Origin of the sequence: Amycolatopsis sp. WQ 127309, from assembly GCF_023023025.1 — a bacterium.
GTDB lineage: Bacteria > Actinomycetota > Actinomycetes > Mycobacteriales > Pseudonocardiaceae > Amycolatopsis.
On sequence record NZ_CP095481.1, the window covers coordinates 2370871 to 2387749 of the forward strand.

The window sequence follows — 16879 nt, forward strand, 5'->3', positions numbered from 1 at the left end:
GCACTTTCACGTGAAAGTGCCATTCCCGCCCGGCCTGGTGATCGCCGTTGTCGTGCTGGCTTTCGTGCTGCTCGCCGCGTTCGTACCAGGACTGTTGACCAGCTACGACCCGATCACCGGCGTCCCGGCCGAACGGCTGCAAGGGCCGTCGCTGCACCACTTCTTCGGCACCGACGAGACCGGGCGTGACGTCTACGCGCGGGTGATCCACGGCGCGTCGCTCTCGCTGCGCGCGACCGCGATCGCCGTGCTGACGGCGTTGATCGCGGGCTCGGCGCTGGGCCTGCTCGCCGGGTTCCGCGGTGGCTGGGCCGACACCGTGATCATGCGGATCGTGGACGTCTTCCTGGCCATCCCGCCGATCCTGCTGTCGCTGGCCCTGGTCACGGCACTGGGCTTCGGCACGACGAACGTCGCGATCGCCGTCGGCATCGCGAACCTCGCCTCCTTCGCGCGAGTCATGCGCGCGGAGGTGCTTCGCGTGCGAAGCGGCGTCTTCGTCGAAGCCGCGCGAGCCAGCGGAGTGCGCTGGTCCGGCGTGCTGCTGCGGCACGTCCTGCCGAACGCGGCCGGCCCGGTGCTCGCGCTGGCGACGCTCACCCTCGGCACGGCCGTGCTCGAGGTGTCGGCGCTGAGCTTCCTCGGTTTCGGCGCGACCCCGCCGACGCCCGAATGGGGCTCGCTGGTCGCCGGCGGCCGCAGTTTCCTGGCCACGGCCTGGTGGATGACGACGTTCCCGGGATTGACGGTCGCGGCGGTGGTCCTGTCCGCGAACCGGCTTTCCCGCGCACTGGACGGAGGCGAGCGATGACCCTGCTGCGCATCGAAAACCTGGCCGTGTCGTACCGGACGCGGGCCGGGCTGGTCCCGGCCGTCCAGGACGTCAGCCTCGACGTCGGCGAAGGCGAGGTCGTCGCGGTCGTCGGCGAGTCCGGCTCGGGCAAGTCGACCACCGCGCACGCGGCGATCGGCCTGCTCCCCCGCGGCGGCCGGATCGACGGCGGCGCGATCACGTTCGGCAACCGCGACCTGACGTCGTTGTCCCCCAAGCAGTGGCGGGGTGTGCGCGGCCGGGAGATCGCGCTGGTGCCGCAGGACCCGGCCGTGTCGCTCAACCCGGTGCACCGGATCGGCGACCAGGTCGCGGAGGTGCTGCGGATCCACGGTCTCGCCGACCGCCGCGCCGCTTCGCTGCAGGCCGTCGAACTGCTGGAACGCGCGGGCGTGCCGGAGCCGGAACTGCGGGCGAAGCAGTACCCGCACCAGTTGTCGGGCGGGCTGCGGCAGCGCGTGCTGATCGCGGCCGCGCTGGCCGGGCGGCCGAAGCTGATCATCGCGGACGAGCCGACCAGCGCGCTCGACGTCACCGTGCAGCGGCGGATCCTCGACCACCTGACGTCGCTGGCCGCCCAGGCGGGGACGGCGATCCTGCTGATCACGCACGACTTGGGCGTCGCGGCCGATCGCGCGTCTCGGATCGTCGTGCTCTCCCGCGGCGAAGTCGCCGAAGAGGGCAAGACGGCCGAAATCGTCAGCGCGCCTTCACAGCCGTACACGCAGCAACTGCTCGCGGCGGCACCGAGCATGACGAGCACGCTGCGCCCGGCGGCCCCGGCCGCCGAGCCGCTGGTGACGGTGCGGGACCTCGCGAAGACGTTCGACGGCGGCATCCGCGCGGTCGACGGCATCTCGTTCGACATCCCGCGCGGCCAGACCCTCGCGCTGGTCGGCGAGTCCGGCTCGGGCAAGTCGACGACGGCGCGCATGCTGCTGCGCCTCGAAACGCCGTCCGCCGGTGCGATCGAGTTCGACGGCCAGGACATCACGTCACTCGGCGGCAACGAACTGCGCCGGCTGCGGCGCCGGATGCAGATCGTCTACCAGAACCCGTACGCGTCGCTGAACCCGAAGTTCTCGATCGAGGACGTCATCGCGGAGCCACTGCGGGCGTTCGGTCTGCCGCGCACGCGGGTTCCGGAGCTGCTGGAGCAGGTCGCGCTGCCGGCGTCGGTGGCCCGCCGAAAGCCGGCGGAGCTGTCGGGTGGCCAGCGGCAACGGGTGGCGATCGCGCGGGCGTTGGCGCTGCGGCCGGACCTGGTGGTGTGCGACGAGCCGGTGTCGGCGCTGGACGTCTCGGTGCAGGCCCAGATCCTGCGGCTGCTGGCGGAGCTGCAGTCGGAGCTGGGGTTGTCGTACCTGTTCATCTCGCACGACCTGGCGGTGGTCCGGCAGCTCGCGGACCAGGTGGGCGTGCTGCGGGCGGGAACGATGGTCGAGCTGGGCCCGGCCGCACAGGTGCTGCACGAGCCGAAGGCGGAGTACACGAAGGAACTGCTGGCGGCGATCCCGGGACGGTCGGTCCAGGAGGTCGGTTGAGGTTCAGTGCGGGCCATTGGCATACCTCCGCAGCGGTTCCGGCTTCCGCAGCCATTCCGGCTCGATCTCGATCTCCCGGATGGGCTCGGGATAGTCGCAGATCACCGGCCAGATCCCCGAAGGGCGGTAGCTCTTGGTCGGCCGGCCGTTCTCGCACCGGTATCCGTCCAGGTAGTGCACGGTCACCCAGGACGGCTTGGCTGCCATCACCTCAGCCCTGCGCCACCCGCGTTCCCAAGCCCACACTGGATCACCCGGGTCGTACGAAGTCGCTGACTGGTAAGCCCCGACGTGGGTCGCCCCCGGCATGCCTGTCATCGGAAACCCGGCGACCCCACCCATGACCCGGTACTCGTCGGGAGTCATGAACGGCTTCACGCCGAACGGGTCCCACCGGGAATCGTGCCTGACGAGACTGACCTCGTCGAGCGTCGCGTACTGGTAGATCGGCGTTCCGGCGGGAACCACACGTAGACCTGAGAGGTAGCCATCGCGAAGCAACGAACTGGTCGCGACCTTGATCGATGCGCAGCGATGCCTGGGCCGCGAATCGACGTTCTCCACCCGCACCACGCGCCCCGGTGCCCAACCATCGAGAGCGGACTCCCGCACCAGCACCTTGTCGCCGAAACGGAAGTTCACGGGTCGCAATTTGGCCACTCTCTCGCCTCCTGGTCATACAACACGAAGAGGCGACACTAAACCGATTCTGACTGTAGCACCTACTGCGGACTTTACCCACTTAGCGCAAAAGACCTGGTCAGAAGGCTTCACAGATAGAAAAGACGTGCCCCAGAGGGGAATCAAGACTGGAAGTCGACAAAACCGGACAGGATCGACGGTGGGTTCTTTCCTCACCACCCTCCGCGACGTATGGTCTGGACCATGCGGAGGATCGGCGTGGCCTTCGTGGCCTTGGTGATGCTGCTTTCGGGTGCGGTGCCGGCTTCGGCCGCCGCCGGGCGCAGGGTGATCGTCTACTACCAGACCATCTACAACGGCTCCACCTACGTCTCACCGCTCACACTCACCCAGAACAACACCGGCGTCACCGACGTCGTCGTCGGGGCGATCCACCTCGACACGAACAGTGTTGTGCACCTCAACGACGATCCGCCGAACGCGTCGAAGTTCACGCGGATGTGGCAGGACCTCGCGACCCTGCGCAGCCAGGGGGTGCACGTGCTCGCCTTCGTCGGCGGGGCCGCGGCGGGCAGCTTCCAGCGGCTCGAAACGCAGTTCGACACCTACTACCCCTTGCTGCGCAACCTGATCCGGACGTACTCGCTGTCCGGCATCGACCTGGACATCGAAGAGCACATGTCCAACGGCGCGCTCAACAAGCTGATCGACGCGCTGCGGGCGGACTTCGGCAGCTCGTTCCTCGTCACGCTCGCCCCGGTGGCGAGCGAGCTGACCGGCGGCGGTGGCCTCTCCGGGCTGAACTACGACACCCTCTACCGCGACCGCGGCGCGCAGATCTCCTGGTTCAACACGCAGTTCTACTGCGGCTGGGGCTCGCTGAGCAGCACGTCCGGCTACGACAACATCGTCAAGCGCGGCATCGTGCCCGCGAGCAAGGTCGTCGCCGGGACCGTGACGAATCCCGCGAACTGCAGTGGTTACGTCGCCATGTCGACCCTCCAGTCGACCGTGCGCGGTCTCGTCTCGAAGTACCCGGACTTCGGCGGGATCGACGGCTGGGAGTACTTCAACTCCCTGCCCGGCGGCACGTCCGCGCCGTGGCAGTGGGTGCAGCAGATCGCCCCGGTCGTGAAGGGCTGACCAGTACGCTCGGGTGGTGCGAATCCTCTTCTCGTGCCGCCCGGCGTACGGCCACCTCTTCCCCCTGCTGCCCTTGGCCGACGCGGCGAAAGCCGCCGGCCACGACGTCGTGTTCGGCACCGGTGAGGTCTTCCTCGCCACCGTGCGCGACCTCGGTTTCGAGGCCCACCGCGCCGGCATCGCCATCAGCGACGCGGAAACCGAGGCCAAACGGCGGCACGGCGAGGACGCCGGCTTCGCCGAGCTCGGCATCACGATGTTCGGCGAGCTGCTGCCGGTGGCGCTGCTCGACGACCTGACACCGCTGCTCCCGCGGCTGCGCCCGCACCTCGTCGTCTACGAGCAGAGCGACGTCGGCGCCGGCGTGGCGGCCCGCCGCGCGGGGATCCCCGCCGTCTCCGTCGTGATCGGCCGGTCGATGCCGCCGGAGCTGCTGGCCCTCGCCACCGAACGGCTGGCCCCGCTCTGGGGCACGCTCCCCGCGGACGCCATGTTCGGCGACGCCTGCGTCGACGTCTGGCCCGACAGCGTCCGCGACCCGGGCACCGCGGGTGTGCCGAAGGTGTTCCGGATGCGCCCGACGCCGGTCGACCCCGACGTCCCGCTGCCGCCGCTGCCGGCCGACGGGTTCGTCTACCTGACGCTGGGCACCGTGGTTTTCGGCGCGACGCAGGTGCTGCGCGGGGCGCTGCACGCGCTGGCCCGGCTGCCGGCCGACGTGCTGGTGGCGCTCGGCCCCGGTGACCCCGCGCTGCTGGGCGAGCTGCCGGACCGGGTTCGTGCCGCCGGGTTCGTGCCGCAGGCCGAGGTGCTGAAGCACGCGGGCCTGGTCGTGCACCACGGCGGTACGGGCACGGTGCTCGCCGCGCTCGCCGCCGGCCTGCCCCAGCTGGTGCTGCCGCAGGGCGCCGACCAGTTCGTCAACGCCGAGACGCTCACCGCCCTGGGCGCTGCGCAGTCCCTGGTGGGCGAAGCCGTGCGGATGGACGCGATCGAAGCCGCGGCCCGCGAGCTGCTGGCCGACCCGAAGCCGCGCGCCGTCGCCCAAGGCGTCGCCCGGGAGATCGCGGCCATGCCCGCGCCGGAGCAGGTGCTCGACGAGCTCGTCAGCTGGGCGGGTTGACCAGCGCCAGGATCTCGCGCGCCACCGCGTCGTTCTGCCGGAACGACGACGCGTTCGTCCGCGGCCGGGTGAAGGCCGCCGCCGAGCGGGCGCTGGTGTGCGGGCCCACGGCGAAGCGGTGCGTGTGCGGGTGGCCCGCGCCGTCCAGGAGGCGGGAGTCCGAGACGCGCGTGTGGATCCGGCCCGACGGCAGGTGCACGCCGGTCTCCGGGTCCGCCACCGTCTCCTCCGCCAGCTGGCCCGTGTCACGCAGCTGCCGCAGCAGGACGTCCGCCGCGCGCGTCACGCTCGGGCCCGGCAGCCGCGCCTCGATCAACGTGCGCGACACGACCTCGCCCGGGTAGCTCGCCCCGGACGCCACGAAAACGCCGCGCTCGGCATCGGCCGTCACGCGCATTTCCGCGCCCGCGAACGAAACCACCCCGGCTTCGTGCAGCGCGAGCAGCTCCTCCAGCCGCCGCGGCGGCGGCCCGCTCGCGTAGTACGAGAAGAACCCGTGGAACCAGCCGTCCATATCGGACACTTGGGAGGCCGCGTTCAACCGTCGCTTTTGGACCAGTGCGGGCATCTGCCCGTACACCGAAAGCAGCGCCATGAACGCGCCGAGGTCGGCGCTGAACGTCTGGTCGGCGCGGCGAGACAGGTCGGCCTCGAGGTATTCGCGCAGCTCCTTGCCGAACTCCTCCGCCGTCCCGAACGCGCGGCCCGCCATCGGCCGGTCCAGCCGGTCGAGGTCGAGGCGGTCCTCCTCGGCGGGCACGGCCCGCGCGACGAGGTCCCGCATCCCCGGCGAATCCCAGGCCAGGTCGGCGAAGGCGTCGGCGAACACGGCGAAGTCCAGCCGCACCCGGTCCGGGTGCCCGGAGAACAGCTCGCTGTAGTAGCCCCAGGCCAGCTCCTTCGCCACGCGCGGCCAGACGTCGGCGCGGAAGTCGAGCGCGCCCGGTGCCCCGGCCAGCTCGTCGATGGCGTAGGCGTCGAAGAACCTGGGCAGCCGCAACGGTTTCCCGCGCAGCCGGTAGCCGATCTTCGCGTGGTAGGGCACGCCGCGCCGCGAGCCGACGTGCAGCACCGGCTCGGCGCCGCTCGGGTGGTAGCGCAGGCCGCCGCCGTCGAGCTCCTCGAAGCGGCCGCCGCGGCCTTCGGTGAGCAGCAGCATCAGGTCGACGAACGCCAGGCCGAACCCGCGCACCAGCACGGTTTCCCCCGGTTCGACGGCGGAGTAGTCGACGTCGGCGGTGTAGCCGGCCGGGTAGTAGGCCAGCCCGTGGCGCCCGGCGAACGACGCCAGCTCGCGCTCCCGCTCGTCCGGTTCCGCGTCGAGGTGCCCGACCGTGAACACGACGGCGTCCGCGTGCAGTTCCGTTCCGTCGGAGAGCCGGACCAGCGAGCCGTCGACGTCCACCGCGCGCGCCGCGTGCTCGACGACGTCGATGCCGCCGGGCAGGTCGCCGAGGATCTTCCGGTACACCCAGGTCAGGTACGCGCTCTGCAGCCGCCGCGTCGGGAAGTGGAAGGCGTCCAGCGCGGTCAGCTCGGCGACGACGTCCGCGGGCACCTCGGCCTCGAGCGAGCCGTCCCGCACCAGCCGCGCCCACTCCAGCAGCGCCGGCCCGGGCAGCACCGGGCCCGCCATCTTCACCGAGTCGTCGGTGAACATCGTGACGTCCTCGGGCATGGAGTTCATCCGCAGCAACGGCGACTGGTCGTAGCGCCACACGCGGCCCGGCCCGGGCGGGAAGGGATCGATCAGGTGGACTTCGAGCCGCCGGCCGCCGAGCAGCTCGGCGGCGTTCGCGCCGAGCCGTTCGAGGACGCCGACCCCGCGGGGTCCGGCGCCCACGACGGCGAGTGTGAACGGCACTGGATCGGCCACGTGTTCGAAGCTACGCCGGGGTTCCCGCAGCAGCCTCGAGCCGTTCCACCCTGCGGACGTCGTTGCCGCCCGGGTGCGCCCAGGCGTAGCCGTTGGAGGGAGCGACGCGAGAGAAGGTGGACGTCATGCCGGTGGAGTTCCTGGGCATCGGGGGCACGCACGACGGGTCGGAGACGCACGCCCGCTCGGGCGGGGTGTTCGACAAGGAGTACACGCTGCGCCTGGCCCGCGCGCACGAAGACTTCGGCTGGGACCGGGTGCTGTTCGCGTACGGCTCGGGGTCGCCGGATCCCGCGCAGGCGGCCGCGTACGTCGCCACGAAGCTGGACAAGCTGCAGATCCTGCTCGCGCACCGGGCGAACGTCTCGTACCCGACGTTCGCCGCGAAGACGTTCGCGACGCTCGACCGGATCTCCGACGGCCGGCTGACGGTGCACTTCATCACCGGCGGCAACGACCACGAGCAGCAGCGCGAGGGCGACTTCCTGACCAAGGACCAGCGCTACGGGCGCACCCGCGAGGCCATCCAGATCATCAAGAAGGCCTGGACGTCGACCGAGCCGTTCGACTTCGACGGCGAGTACTACCGCTTCGCCGACTACGTCAGCGACATCAAGCCGGTGCAGCAGCCGCGGCCGGGCGTGTCCTTCGGCGGGTCCTCGCCGGCCGCGTACGCCGCCGGTGGCGCCGAAGCCGACATCTTCTGCCTGTGGGGCGAGCCGCTGGCCCAGACCGCCGAGCAGATCGAGTCGGTCAAGGCGGCGGCGCTGGCGGCCGGCCGCACGGACGTGCCGCGCATCCAGGTCGCGTTCCGCCCGATCATCGCCCCGACGGAGGAGCTGGCCTGGGAGAAGGCCCACCGCACGGTCGGCGCGATCAAGGACCGCACCAAGGGCGGGCAGCCGCTGACCCGGCGGCACAAGCTGACCGAGCCGGAGAACACGGGCTCCCAGCGGCTCCTGGCGGTCGCGGCGCAGGGCGAGCGGTTCGACCGTGCTCTGTGGACGCCGACGGCGGCCGCGACGGGCGGCGCGGGCAACTCGAACGCGCTGGTCGGCACGCCGGAGACGGTCGCGCAGGCGTTGCTGGACTACTACGACCTCGGCGTCGAAATCCTGTCGGCCCGGGGCTACGACATGCTCGGCGACACGATCGACTTCGGCCGCTACGTCATTCCGATCGTCCGCGAAGAGGTCGCCAAGCGCGACGCGGCCCGGGCCGCCGGGACCACCCGGACCCCCGCGGAGGACGCCCTCGCCGTCGACGGCTGAGCCCGAGCCGCCCGATTCACTTCACCCGGTAGCCACCTCGCCCCGCGCGAGGTGGCTACTTTTGCCTCTGGTCCTGGGTCAACGGGTGAGGAATGATCCATTGGTGACTCCTGAGCGATCGGGCAGACACGGCGGGCTATCGTCTGACACGTTCGGGAAAGCTTCGTCACACCTTCGATACCGGCGAAAGAACCTAGAGATTCACCAACAGTCACGAGACACTGGCGGAGGTAACTCACGTCTCGTGATCGCCCCGTGACACGCCGGTGGTCAAGGGAGCGCAAAGGACTGGCACAAAGGGTCGGAGAAACGCATGGCAGCACCGCCGGATCGAGTCACGTTCCGCGAGGTGTTCGGAATCGCCGAGTTCCGGGCGCTGTGGCTCGCGGAACTGCTTTCGATCGCCGGTGACCAGCTGGCGAGAGTCGCGCTGTCGATCCTGGTGTTCACCGCCACCGGCTCCGCCACGCTGACCGGCCTGACCTACGCGCTGACCTTCGCGCCGTCGCTGCTCGGCGGGATCTTCCTGACCGGCCTCGCCGACCGCTTCTCCCGCCGCACCGTGATGGTCGTCGTCGACCTGCTGCGGGCCGGCCTGATCGTGCTGGTCGCCCTCCCCGCGTTGCCCTTTTGGGTCGTCTGCGTGCTCGTCGGCGCCGTCTCGCTGCTGAACCCGCCGTTCAAGGCCGCCCAGCTCGCGCTGCTGCCGCAGGTGCTCGAAGGCGACCGGTTCGTGGTCGGCATGGGCGTGCGGAGCATGACGGTCCAGTCCGCGCAGCTGCTCGGCTTCGCCGGCGGCGGGGCGCTGCTGCTCGCGGTGGACCCGCACCTGGCGCTCGCCATCGACGCCGCCACGTTCCTGCTGTCCGCGGCCTTCGTCCGGTTCGGCGTCCAGGCCCGGCCGCCCGCCGCGAGCGCCGAGAAGCGGAAGTCGTTCTTCGCCATGATCAGCACCGGCGGCCGGGTGGCGTGGTCCAGCCCCGCGCTGCGGGCGCTCGTGCTGTTCACCTGGCTGATGGGCCTGCTGCCGGTCTACGAGGGCATCGCGGCGCCGTACGTCTCGGCGGCAGGCGGTGGCCCCGAGCTCGTCGGGCTCCTGCTGGCGGCCGACCCGGTGGGCAGCGTGATCGGCACGTTCGTCTTCACGCGCTGGGTGCCCGCCCAGGCCCGGCCGAAGCTGATCGCGCCGCTGTCGGCGCTGTGCGCCGTGCCGATGCTGGTGGGGTTCACCCAGCCCGGCACGCCGCTCTCGATCGTCCTCTTCGTCCTGTCGGGCGCGTTCGGCTCGGTGGCGCTGCTGCAGGCGACGGCGTCGTTGACGCTGGCGGTGCCGGACGAGAACCGCGCGCAGACGATGGGCCTGTCCAACACGGGGCTGACGACAATGCTGGGGGTGAGCCCGCTGATCGGCGGGCTGCTCACGGACCTGGTGGGTCCACAGACGACGGTCGGCATCTTCGGCGTGGCAGGAGTTGTGCTCACCCTCCCGCTGGCCGTGGCCTGGCACCGGTCGATGACCACGGGGACGACGTCCAGAGTCGACAACGAAGCCCCGCGCGCCGAGCACGCTTGATCCTCGTGCCCCACGCGCGGGTCACTAGACCTCGCGACCTTGCGGTGCGCCTGGTTACTGGTCTCTGGTTCGCATCGCTGGTCACCCTTCATCCGGCGTCAGGAAAAAGGTACACACCGATTGCCCTTGTGGACAGGAGGCAAACGGGCTGAAACTGTCCGTGAGTGGGGTGTCACCGCACATCTACGCAATAGCTTGGGGGAAAAATGGTCACATCGGGGGAACGATCTGGACAAGACCGGGTATTTGGTGTTGCGGAGTGGGCGCTTTGGCGGCGGCCGCCGCGCTGGATCGCCCTCACATTGACCGCAATCACCGCGGCGCTGGCTTGGGGAGCCGCCGCCACGATCACGAACTCGGTCTCCCTTGACCAAATCGGTATGTTCGGCCTGCTGCTCGCACTGGCCGTCGCCCAGAACGAGATCAGCCGCCGGATCGAGCGCGCACGCCGCAGCTTGAGCGAGACCTCGCACGTCAACATGACGTCGGTCTGGCTCATCCCGGCCGGCCTGCTGCTGCCGGCGCACCTGGTCGTCGCGCTGAGCGTGTCGCTCTACCTCAACATGGCGCTGCGCAGCTGGTCCGGCACGCGGCCGGGGCAGCCGCACCGGGTCGCCGCCAACGCCACCACCGCCAGCCTCTCCGCGTGCACCGCCGGGCTCGCGATCCACGTGTCGCCGCAGCTCAGCGTGCTGACCGTGTGCGTCGCGGTCGCCGTTTACTTCGTCGTCAACGCCTTGCTCACCAGCGTCGGCCTCTACCTCGCCAACGAGGAGAACGCCACGATCGAGGGCTGCCTGGGGAACATGGACGACAACCTGCTGGAGCTGGCCACCCTGTGCGTCGGCGGCCTGCTGGTGATGGTGCTGACCGACGAGCCGCTGCTGTCGGTGCTGGTGATCCTGCCGCTGTACGTGCTGCAGCGCTCGATGCTGATCAAGCGGCTCGAAGAGCTCGCCACCACCGACCAGAAGACCCAGCTGCTCAACGCCACGACCTGGCAGGACGGCGCGCAGCGCGAAATCTCCCGCGCGGAGCGGGAGAAGGGCAGCTTCGGCGCCATGATGATCGACCTCGACCACTTCAAGCGGATCAACGACACCTACGGGCACCTAGCGGGGGACGACGTGCTCAAGGCGGTCGCGGCCGTGGTCAAGCAGGAGACGCGGGCGCACGACCTGGTCGGCCGGTTCGGCGGCGAGGAGTTCGTCGCGCTGCTGCCGTCGACGTCCAAAGAGGACGCGATCGTCACGGCGGAACGCATCCGGCAACGGGTCAGCGAGCTGATCATCAGCACCACGACCAACGAGGGCGAGGCGGTGGACATCAAGCGGCAGACGGCGTCGATCGGCGTTGCCTGCTACCCACTCGACGGGGCGTCCATCGAGGAAGTGATGGCGTCCGCGGACGCCGCCGTCTACGCGGCGAAGGACGGCGGGCGCAACCGCGTCGTCGGGTCGCGGGAACTGACGATGGCCGCCGCTTAGCCGGCTTGGTTCAGCGCAGCCGTTCGATGACGTCGCTCGCCTTGGTCTGCAGGCGGGCGACGCCACCGACGGTGAACTCGGTCAGCAGGTCGATCAGGGCGTCCTGCGGCGGCGGCTCGCCATCCCAGGTCGCCTGGACCAGTGACTCGGTCATCGCGAAGACGAGCGTGATGAGCGCGCGGTCGGCGCGGCCGGAGTCGATGCCGTGCGCGGCCCACCGCTTGGCGGTGGCGTCGGCGTAGACGACGGCCAGCCGCTCCCGCAGCCGCGTGAGCGCGGGGTCGCCCGCGCGTTCCGCCGCCCGGAGCACGCCGTAGGCCTCCGGGCTGTCGGCGACGAACGTGACCATGGTGGCGTAGCTGGCCCGCGCCCACCCCCGCAGCCCGGTCTGCGGATCGGCCACCGACGCGCCGGCGATGGCCGTGAAGGCCCGCTCTTCGATCTCGGCCACGACCTCGGCGAAGAGCGCCGTCCGGTCGCCGAACTGTTCGTAGACGGCCTGGCGCGAGACGCCGGCCTCGCGCGCGATCTGCTCGATCGTCGCGCCCTGCATCCCGTGCTGCGCGACGACCTTCGCCGTCGCCTGCAGCACGCGGGCGCGCTGCTCCGCGACCGGGAGCTTCCGCGGCCGCCCGCGCGGAGCGGGGCTCGACATGGTGACCCACCTCACTGGTTCTGCGGTCTGCCGCGGCCCGTCGTGAGTGGTCAGGGCGGTTGGAACCGCCCTGACCACTCACGAGGGTGGGTCACTTGAGGCCGGTGGCTTCCGCGGCGGCCGGGTCGGAGTCGGCGAGGAACGTCCGGCAGCGGTCGTACTCCTCGGTCTCGCCGATCTTGCCGGCGGCCTTGCCCAGCACGGCGAGGGCGCGCAGGAAGCCCTGGTTCGGGCGGTGCGTCCACGGCACCGGGCCGAAGCCCTTCCAGCCCGCGCGGCGCAGCTGGTCGAGGCCGCGGTGGTAGCCGGTGCGCGCGTAGGCGTAGGCGGCGACGGTCTCCCCCGACTCGAAGGCCTTCTCGGCCAGCGACGCCCACGCCTCGCTGTAGTAGGGGTGTTCGGCCGCGACGGTCGCCGGGTCGTTCCCGGCGTCGAGCGCGGCCTGGGCGGCGGTGTGCTCGGGCAGCAGCGTCGGCTCGGGGCCGAGCAGGTTGTGCGTCATGCGCCCATTCTGCTCACGCCCGCGGGTCCGGGGCTGGTGGGTCAGAAGAACAGGCCCGCGAGAACCCCGCCGCCGGCCAGCACCAGCGCGCCGATCAGGACCGCGGCCACAACTCGTTTCGGCATCATGGCGGCACACCCTGCCAAGCCCCGCTGGGTGAAAGCAAATCGTCCACCCGTAGGGGTGAACCCCGATTTTGGCGTCGTTTGCCACTGTCTTGGCCCGCTCGTGACCACGACCGGCCATGATGTCCGCATGGCCAAGGCAGTGGACGTCCCGGTTGCGGACGTGATCCCGCGCAGCCCCATCGGCAAGACGCGGCTGTTCTTCACGCGGCACTGGCACCGCGGCGCACCCGGGCAGCCGACACCGGACTGGGTGCTCCGGTTCTGCTACGGGATGTGGCTGGCGGCGTTCGCGTTCAAGCTGGTCGGCTCGTCGTGGGACATGTCGTGGCACTTCATGTGGCTGCGCGACGACCTGGCGCCGCCGCACCTGATCAACACCGTCGGCACGGTGATCATCGTCGTGCTGGTGGCGATCCACAGCTACACCGGACTGGGCGCCGACAAGCCGTCGCTGCGGCTGATGCAGATCGGCCTGCTGGTGTTCCTGGTCGCGGCGCCGCTGGACGTCATCAACCACCGCGTCAACGGCCTCGACCTGACCGCGTGGAGCCCGTCGCACATGATGCTCTACCTGGGCACGGGCATCATGCAGGCGGGCGTGCTGCTCGGCTGGCTCCGGCTGGCGCCGCCGGGCCGCTTCCGCAGCGGCGTGCTGCTCGCGCTGTGGGCGTTCTTCCTGGAGAACACGTTCTTCCCGAACGGCCAGCAGGAGTACGGCATCCTCGGCCTGCGCGCGTGGGAACGCGGCGCACCGGAGGCCGAGCCGTCGCTGCTCTCGTTCGCGGCGAACCAGATCGGCCACCCGGTCGACCGGACGGCGATCCTGCACTTCACGATGCCGATCCCGGAGTGGGTGTACCCGCTGTGGGGCATCGACGTGATGGCGCTGATCCTGGCCCTGGCCCGCCACACGCTGGGCCGCCGCTGGTCGGCGACGTTCGTGGCGCTGGCCTACATCGCCTACCGCGCGGTGATGTGGCCGCTGCTGCTGGGCCTGGGCTTCCCGGTCTCGACGATCCCGTTCTACCTGCTCTTCGTGGGTCTCGCCGTGGACCTGGCGTTCACCATCGGCCGCGGCCACGGCCTGCTGACGGCGGGCACGGGAGCCCTGCTGGTGACGGCGTTCGGCTACGGGGCGCTGTGGGTGCAGTCGCAGGTCAGGCCCTGGGTCCTGGGCGACGCGCACACGGAGTCGGCCCCACCGGCGGAGTACTGGACGGCGGGGGTGGCGCTGGTGGCGGTGTTCGTGCTGTGGGCAGCGGCCGGGCCGGTGACCCGGCGGTGGAATGCGCGACAGTAAACGTGTAGCACGCAGTGCTACACTTGTTTTGTGAAGATCATCAGCCAACGGGAGCTTCGCAATGGCTCAGCTGCGGTCATGGACGCCGTCGAAGCCGGCGAGACCTTCCACGTCACGCGCAACGGCGTGGAGATCGCCGAGTTGCGACCACTGTCCCAGCGGCGCCAGCTCACCACCGAGGAAATAATTGCCCGGCGTCGGCGGCTACCCCGCGTAGACGCTGCGGAGTTGCGCCGTGAGGCAGACGAGTTCTTCGGCGAGGACCGCCTGACCGATGACGACAACCCTTGGGAACGGTCTCGTGGCTGAGCGGCACGAACTTGGCGTGCTCGACACCTGCGTCTACCTCGACCTGGTCGACCTGGATCCGGAGAAGCTGCCGGTAGTCCACCAGATCACGACCGTCACGATGGCCGAACTCCACCAAGGCGTGGCGCTGGCGAAGAACCCCGTCACCAAGGCCGCGCGCACAGAAGACCTCGCGGCCGCAATGGTGGACTACGTAGCGCTTCCGTTCGACGCCGATGCTTCCACACGGTTCGGCTCACTGGCAGCGCTCACCGTGGCAGCCAAGCGTGACCCGCGACCGCGCAAGATGGACTTGATGATCGCCGCGATCGCCTCCGTGCGGAACCTGCCGCTGTACACCCGCAATACGAAAGACTTCAAAGGCCTCGAAAGCCTGCTCGAAGTCGTCGAGGTCTGAACACGACGAAGGGCCGCCACGGAAACCGTGGCGGCCCTTCGTGTGTGCGTCTTACTTGAGCTTCGTGCCGGCGGAGCCCAGGGCCTGGCAGGCCTCCACGATCCGGGCGGCCATGCCACCCTCGGCGGCCTTGAGGTAGGAGCGGGGGTCGTAGACCTTCTTGTTGCCGACCTCGCCGTCGATCTTCAGGACGCCGTCGTAGTTCTTGAAGAAGTGGTCCACGATCGGGCGGGTGAACGCGTACTGCGTGTCGGTGTCCACGTTCATCTTCACCACCCCGTACGAGACGGCTTCGCGGATCTCCTCCGGCAGTGAGCCGGAGCCGCCGTGGAAGACCAGCTCGAACGGCTTGGACCCGGCGTCGAGGCCGAGCTTCTTCGACGCGGCTTCCTGGCCGCCCTTGAGCACGTCCGGGCGCAGCTTGACGTTGCCGGGCTTGTAGACGCCGTGGACGTTGCCGAAGGTGGCGGCGAGCAGGTAGCGGCCGTTCTCGCCGGAGCCGAGCGCGTCGATGGTTTTGAGGAAGTCGCCTTCGGCGGTGTAGAGCTTTTCGTTGATCTCCGCCTCGACACCGTCTTCTTCGCCGCCGACGACGCCGATCTCGACTTCGAGGATGATGTTCGCCGCCGCGGTCTTGGCCAGCAGTTCCTGCGCGATGACGAGGTTCTCGTCGAGGTCGATGGCGGAGCCGTCCCACATGTGGGACTGGAACAGCGGGTTCTGGCCGTTTTTGACGCGTTCGGCGGAGATCTCGATCAGCGGCCGGACGAACCCGTCGAGTTTGTCTTTGGGGCAGTGGTCGGTGTGCAGGGCGACGTTGACGTCGTAGCGGGCGGCGACGACCTGCGCGAATTCGGCGAGGGCGACGGAGCCGACGACCATGTCCTTGACTTTTTGGCCGGAGGCGAATTCGGCGCCGCCGGTGGAGAACTGGATGATCCCGTCGCTCTCCGCTTCGGCGAAGCCGCGGATGGCGGCGTTCACGGTTTCGGACGAGGTCACGTTGATGGCGGGGTAGGCGAACTCGTTCGCCTTGGCCCGATCCAGCATCTCCGCGTAGACCTCGGGGGTCGCGATGGGCATCGGTGTTCCTCCTTGGCAGGGATGGGTCCCGACCGCATCGTACGAGGTGTACCGCCGCCGCACACCGGTCCCCGCTCCGAAACTTCCGCGCACGTGGGATCGGTTCAGAAGGAAGCCGTCCGGCCACCGGCGGAACCGGCGGCCGGACGGGCGTCACGCACTCAGCGCAGTGCCGCCGCCAGCGCGCGGTACGCCGGCCACGGGTCCTCGTTCAGGACCTGGACGATCACCTGGTCCGCGCCCGCCTCCAGGTGGGCCGCCAGGCCGCGGGCCACCGTGTCGGCGTCGCCGTGCAGGGCCAGCGCGTCGATCAGGCGGTCGCTGCCCTCGCCCTCGAGGTCCTCGTCCGTGAAGCCGAGTTTCCGCAGGTTGGCGACGTAGTTCGACAGCCCGAGGTAGTACTTCACGGTGTTGCGGCCGATCGCCCGCGCTTCGGCGGCGTCGGTCGACACGACGACCTTGTGCTCCGGGGCCAGCAGCTTGCCCGCGCCGAGGATCTCGCGGGTGTCGCGCGTGTGCGCCGGCGTCGTCAGGTACGGGTGCGCGCCGGCGGTGCGGTCGCCGGACAGCTTGACGACCTTCGGGCCCAGCGCCGCCAGCGCCCGGCCCTCGACCGGGACGCCCGCCGCGTCGAGGCCGTCGAGGTAGTCGACCAGCGCCGCGTACGGCTTCTTGTACTCCTTGGTCGCCTCGCGGTGCCCCGCCCCGACGCCGAGCAGGAAGCGGTCCGGAAACTTCCCGGCGATCCGGTGGTAGGCCTTCGCGATGTCCGCGGGCTCGTCCTGCCAGATGTTCACGATGCCGGTCGCGACGACCAGCGAGTCCGTCGCGGCGAGCAGGTCGTCGACGTGCGCCAGGTCGCCGCCGGGCGAGCCGCCCAGCCAGATCGCGCCGTAGCCGAGCTCCTCCGCGTCGGCCGCGAACTTCGCGTCGACGTTCCCGTGGTACCGCCAGATTCCGAGCTTGCCCAGTTCGATTGCCATGGAACACTCCAACGCGTGGGACGGCGGTTTT

At 70.1% G+C, this 16879-nt stretch carries 16 protein-coding genes; 10 read left to right on the top strand and 6 right to left on the bottom strand.

The annotated features are described in order from the left end of the window. The first annotated feature begins 10 nt into the window (after positions 1-10). Both MUY22_RS10775 and MUY22_RS10780 read left to right on the top strand, forming a co-directional pair. On the top strand, positions 11-811 hold the full coding sequence (locus MUY22_RS10775; protein ID WP_247059261.1) for an ABC transporter permease: 801 nt from the start codon (positions 11-13) through the stop codon (positions 809-811). Then, positions 808-2376, top strand: a complete 1569-nt coding sequence (locus tag MUY22_RS10780; protein ID WP_247059263.1) for an ABC transporter ATP-binding protein — start codon at positions 808-810, stop codon at positions 2374-2376. Before MUY22_RS10775 ends, MUY22_RS10780 begins: the two co-directional genes overlap by 4 nt. A 3-nt stretch (positions 2377-2379) precedes the next feature. Here MUY22_RS10780 and MUY22_RS10785 read toward each other — a convergent pair whose 3' ends face one another. Beyond that, complete coding sequence (locus tag MUY22_RS10785; protein WP_247059265.1) at positions 2380-3018, bottom strand: hypothetical protein; 639 nt, start codon at positions 3016-3018, stop codon at positions 2380-2382. Between the two features lie 243 nt (positions 3019-3261). On the opposite strand from MUY22_RS10785, the gene MUY22_RS10790 reads away from it, so the two are divergent. Then, complete coding sequence (locus MUY22_RS10790) at positions 3262-4161, top strand: glycosyl hydrolase family 18 protein (RefSeq protein WP_247059266.1); 900 nt, start codon at positions 3262-3264, stop codon at positions 4159-4161. Between the two features lie 16 nt (positions 4162-4177). After that, positions 4178-5284, top strand: a complete 1107-nt coding sequence (locus tag MUY22_RS10795; RefSeq protein WP_247059267.1) for a glycosyltransferase — start codon at positions 4178-4180, stop codon at positions 5282-5284. Here the strand turns inward: MUY22_RS10795 and MUY22_RS10800 are convergent. Then, positions 5268-7160, bottom strand: coding sequence for an FAD/NAD(P)-binding domain-containing protein (locus MUY22_RS10800; RefSeq protein WP_247059268.1), 1893 nt, complete (start codon positions 7158-7160; stop codon positions 5268-5270). The genes MUY22_RS10795 and MUY22_RS10800 overlap by 17 nt on opposite strands. A gap of 125 nt (positions 7161-7285) precedes the next feature. On the opposite strand from MUY22_RS10800, the gene MUY22_RS10805 reads away from it, so the two are divergent. The 3 genes from MUY22_RS10805 to MUY22_RS10815 all read left to right on the top strand — a co-directional run bounded on the left by MUY22_RS10805 (position 7286) and on the right by MUY22_RS10815 (position 11491). Beyond that, positions 7286-8431, top strand: coding sequence for an LLM class flavin-dependent oxidoreductase (locus MUY22_RS10805; protein WP_247059269.1), 1146 nt, complete (start codon positions 7286-7288; stop codon positions 8429-8431). Between the two features lie 313 nt (positions 8432-8744). Further along, positions 8745-10004 (top strand): MFS transporter, encoded by a 1260-nt coding sequence (locus MUY22_RS10810; RefSeq protein WP_247059270.1) that lies wholly within the window; start codon positions 8745-8747, stop codon positions 10002-10004. A 323-nt stretch (positions 10005-10327) separates the two neighbouring features. Further along, positions 10328-11491 (top strand): GGDEF domain-containing protein, encoded by a 1164-nt coding sequence (locus MUY22_RS10815; RefSeq protein ID WP_247063808.1) that lies wholly within the window; start codon positions 10328-10330, stop codon positions 11489-11491. Positions 11492-11501: 10 nt separating this feature from the next. On the opposite strand, the gene MUY22_RS10820 is transcribed toward MUY22_RS10815, so the two are convergent. Together MUY22_RS10820 and MUY22_RS10825 are read right to left on the bottom strand one after the other, a co-directional pair. Further along, positions 11502-12146, bottom strand: a complete 645-nt coding sequence (locus tag MUY22_RS10820) for a TetR/AcrR family transcriptional regulator (RefSeq protein ID WP_247059271.1) — start codon at positions 12144-12146, stop codon at positions 11502-11504. A gap of 91 nt (positions 12147-12237) precedes the next feature. After that, a complete protein-coding gene (locus tag MUY22_RS10825) occupies positions 12238-12648 on the bottom strand; it encodes a DUF3151 domain-containing protein (RefSeq protein ID WP_247059272.1) in 411 nt (136 codons plus the stop codon). 255 nt (positions 12649-12903) lie between these two features. Here MUY22_RS10825 and MUY22_RS10830 point away from each other — a divergent pair, with 255 nt between their 5' ends. From MUY22_RS10830 to MUY22_RS10840, 3 genes are read left to right on the top strand one after another with little or no spacing between them, the layout of a single operon-like run. Beyond that, positions 12904-14076, top strand: a complete 1173-nt coding sequence (locus tag MUY22_RS10830; protein ID WP_247059273.1) for a hypothetical protein — start codon at positions 12904-12906, stop codon at positions 14074-14076. A gap of 30 nt (positions 14077-14106) precedes the next feature. Continuing rightward, positions 14107-14385, top strand: a complete 279-nt coding sequence (locus MUY22_RS10835; RefSeq protein WP_247059274.1) for a type II toxin-antitoxin system Phd/YefM family antitoxin — start codon at positions 14107-14109, stop codon at positions 14383-14385. Beyond that, the gene (locus MUY22_RS10840; protein ID WP_247059275.1) at positions 14378-14782 is read left to right on the top strand and encodes a type II toxin-antitoxin system VapC family toxin; all 405 of its coding nucleotides are present in this window, start codon (positions 14378-14380) and stop codon (positions 14780-14782) included. Before MUY22_RS10835 ends, MUY22_RS10840 begins: the two co-directional genes overlap by 8 nt. 51 nt (positions 14783-14833) lie before the next feature. Here the strand turns inward: MUY22_RS10840 and fbaA are convergent, their stop codons facing one another. Continuing rightward, positions 14834-15865 carry a class II fructose-bisphosphate aldolase gene (gene fbaA / locus MUY22_RS10845; RefSeq protein ID WP_247051700.1) on the bottom strand — a complete coding sequence of 344 codons (1032 nt, stop codon included), beginning with the start codon at positions 15863-15865 and terminating at the stop codon, positions 14834-14836. Positions 15866-16026: 161 nt separating this feature from the next. Next, positions 16027-16848, bottom strand: coding sequence for an LLM class F420-dependent oxidoreductase (locus MUY22_RS10850; protein ID WP_247059276.1), 822 nt, complete (start codon positions 16846-16848; stop codon positions 16027-16029). Between the last annotated feature and the right edge of the window lie 31 nt (positions 16849-16879).

Excerpts from the sequence above, each read along its gene's own strand:
- MUY22_RS10790 (WP_247059266.1), top strand. The coding sequence starts at position 3,262 with ATGCGGAGGATCGGCGTGGCCTTCGTGGCCTTGGTGATGCTGCTTTCG.
- MUY22_RS10825 (WP_247059272.1), bottom strand. The coding sequence starts at position 12,648 with ATGACGCACAACCTGCTCGGCCCCGAGCCGACGCTGCTGCCCGAGCAC.
- MUY22_RS10820 (WP_247059271.1), bottom strand. The coding sequence starts at position 12,146 with ATGTCGAGCCCCGCTCCGCGCGGGCGGCCGCGGAAGCTCCCGGTCGCG.
- fbaA (WP_247051700.1), bottom strand. The coding sequence starts at position 15,865 with ATGCCCATCGCGACCCCCGAGGTCTACGCGGAGATGCTGGATCGGGCC.
- MUY22_RS10805 (WP_247059269.1), top strand. The coding sequence starts at position 7,286 with ATGCCGGTGGAGTTCCTGGGCATCGGGGGCACGCACGACGGGTCGGAG.
- MUY22_RS10830 (WP_247059273.1), top strand. The coding sequence starts at position 12,904 with ATGGCCAAGGCAGTGGACGTCCCGGTTGCGGACGTGATCCCGCGCAGC.
- MUY22_RS10780 (WP_247059263.1), top strand. The coding sequence starts at position 808 with ATGACCCTGCTGCGCATCGAAAACCTGGCCGTGTCGTACCGGACGCGG.
- MUY22_RS10810 (WP_247059270.1), top strand. The coding sequence starts at position 8,745 with ATGGCAGCACCGCCGGATCGAGTCACGTTCCGCGAGGTGTTCGGAATC.
- MUY22_RS10850 (WP_247059276.1), bottom strand. The coding sequence starts at position 16,848 with ATGGCAATCGAACTGGGCAAGCTCGGAATCTGGCGGTACCACGGGAAC.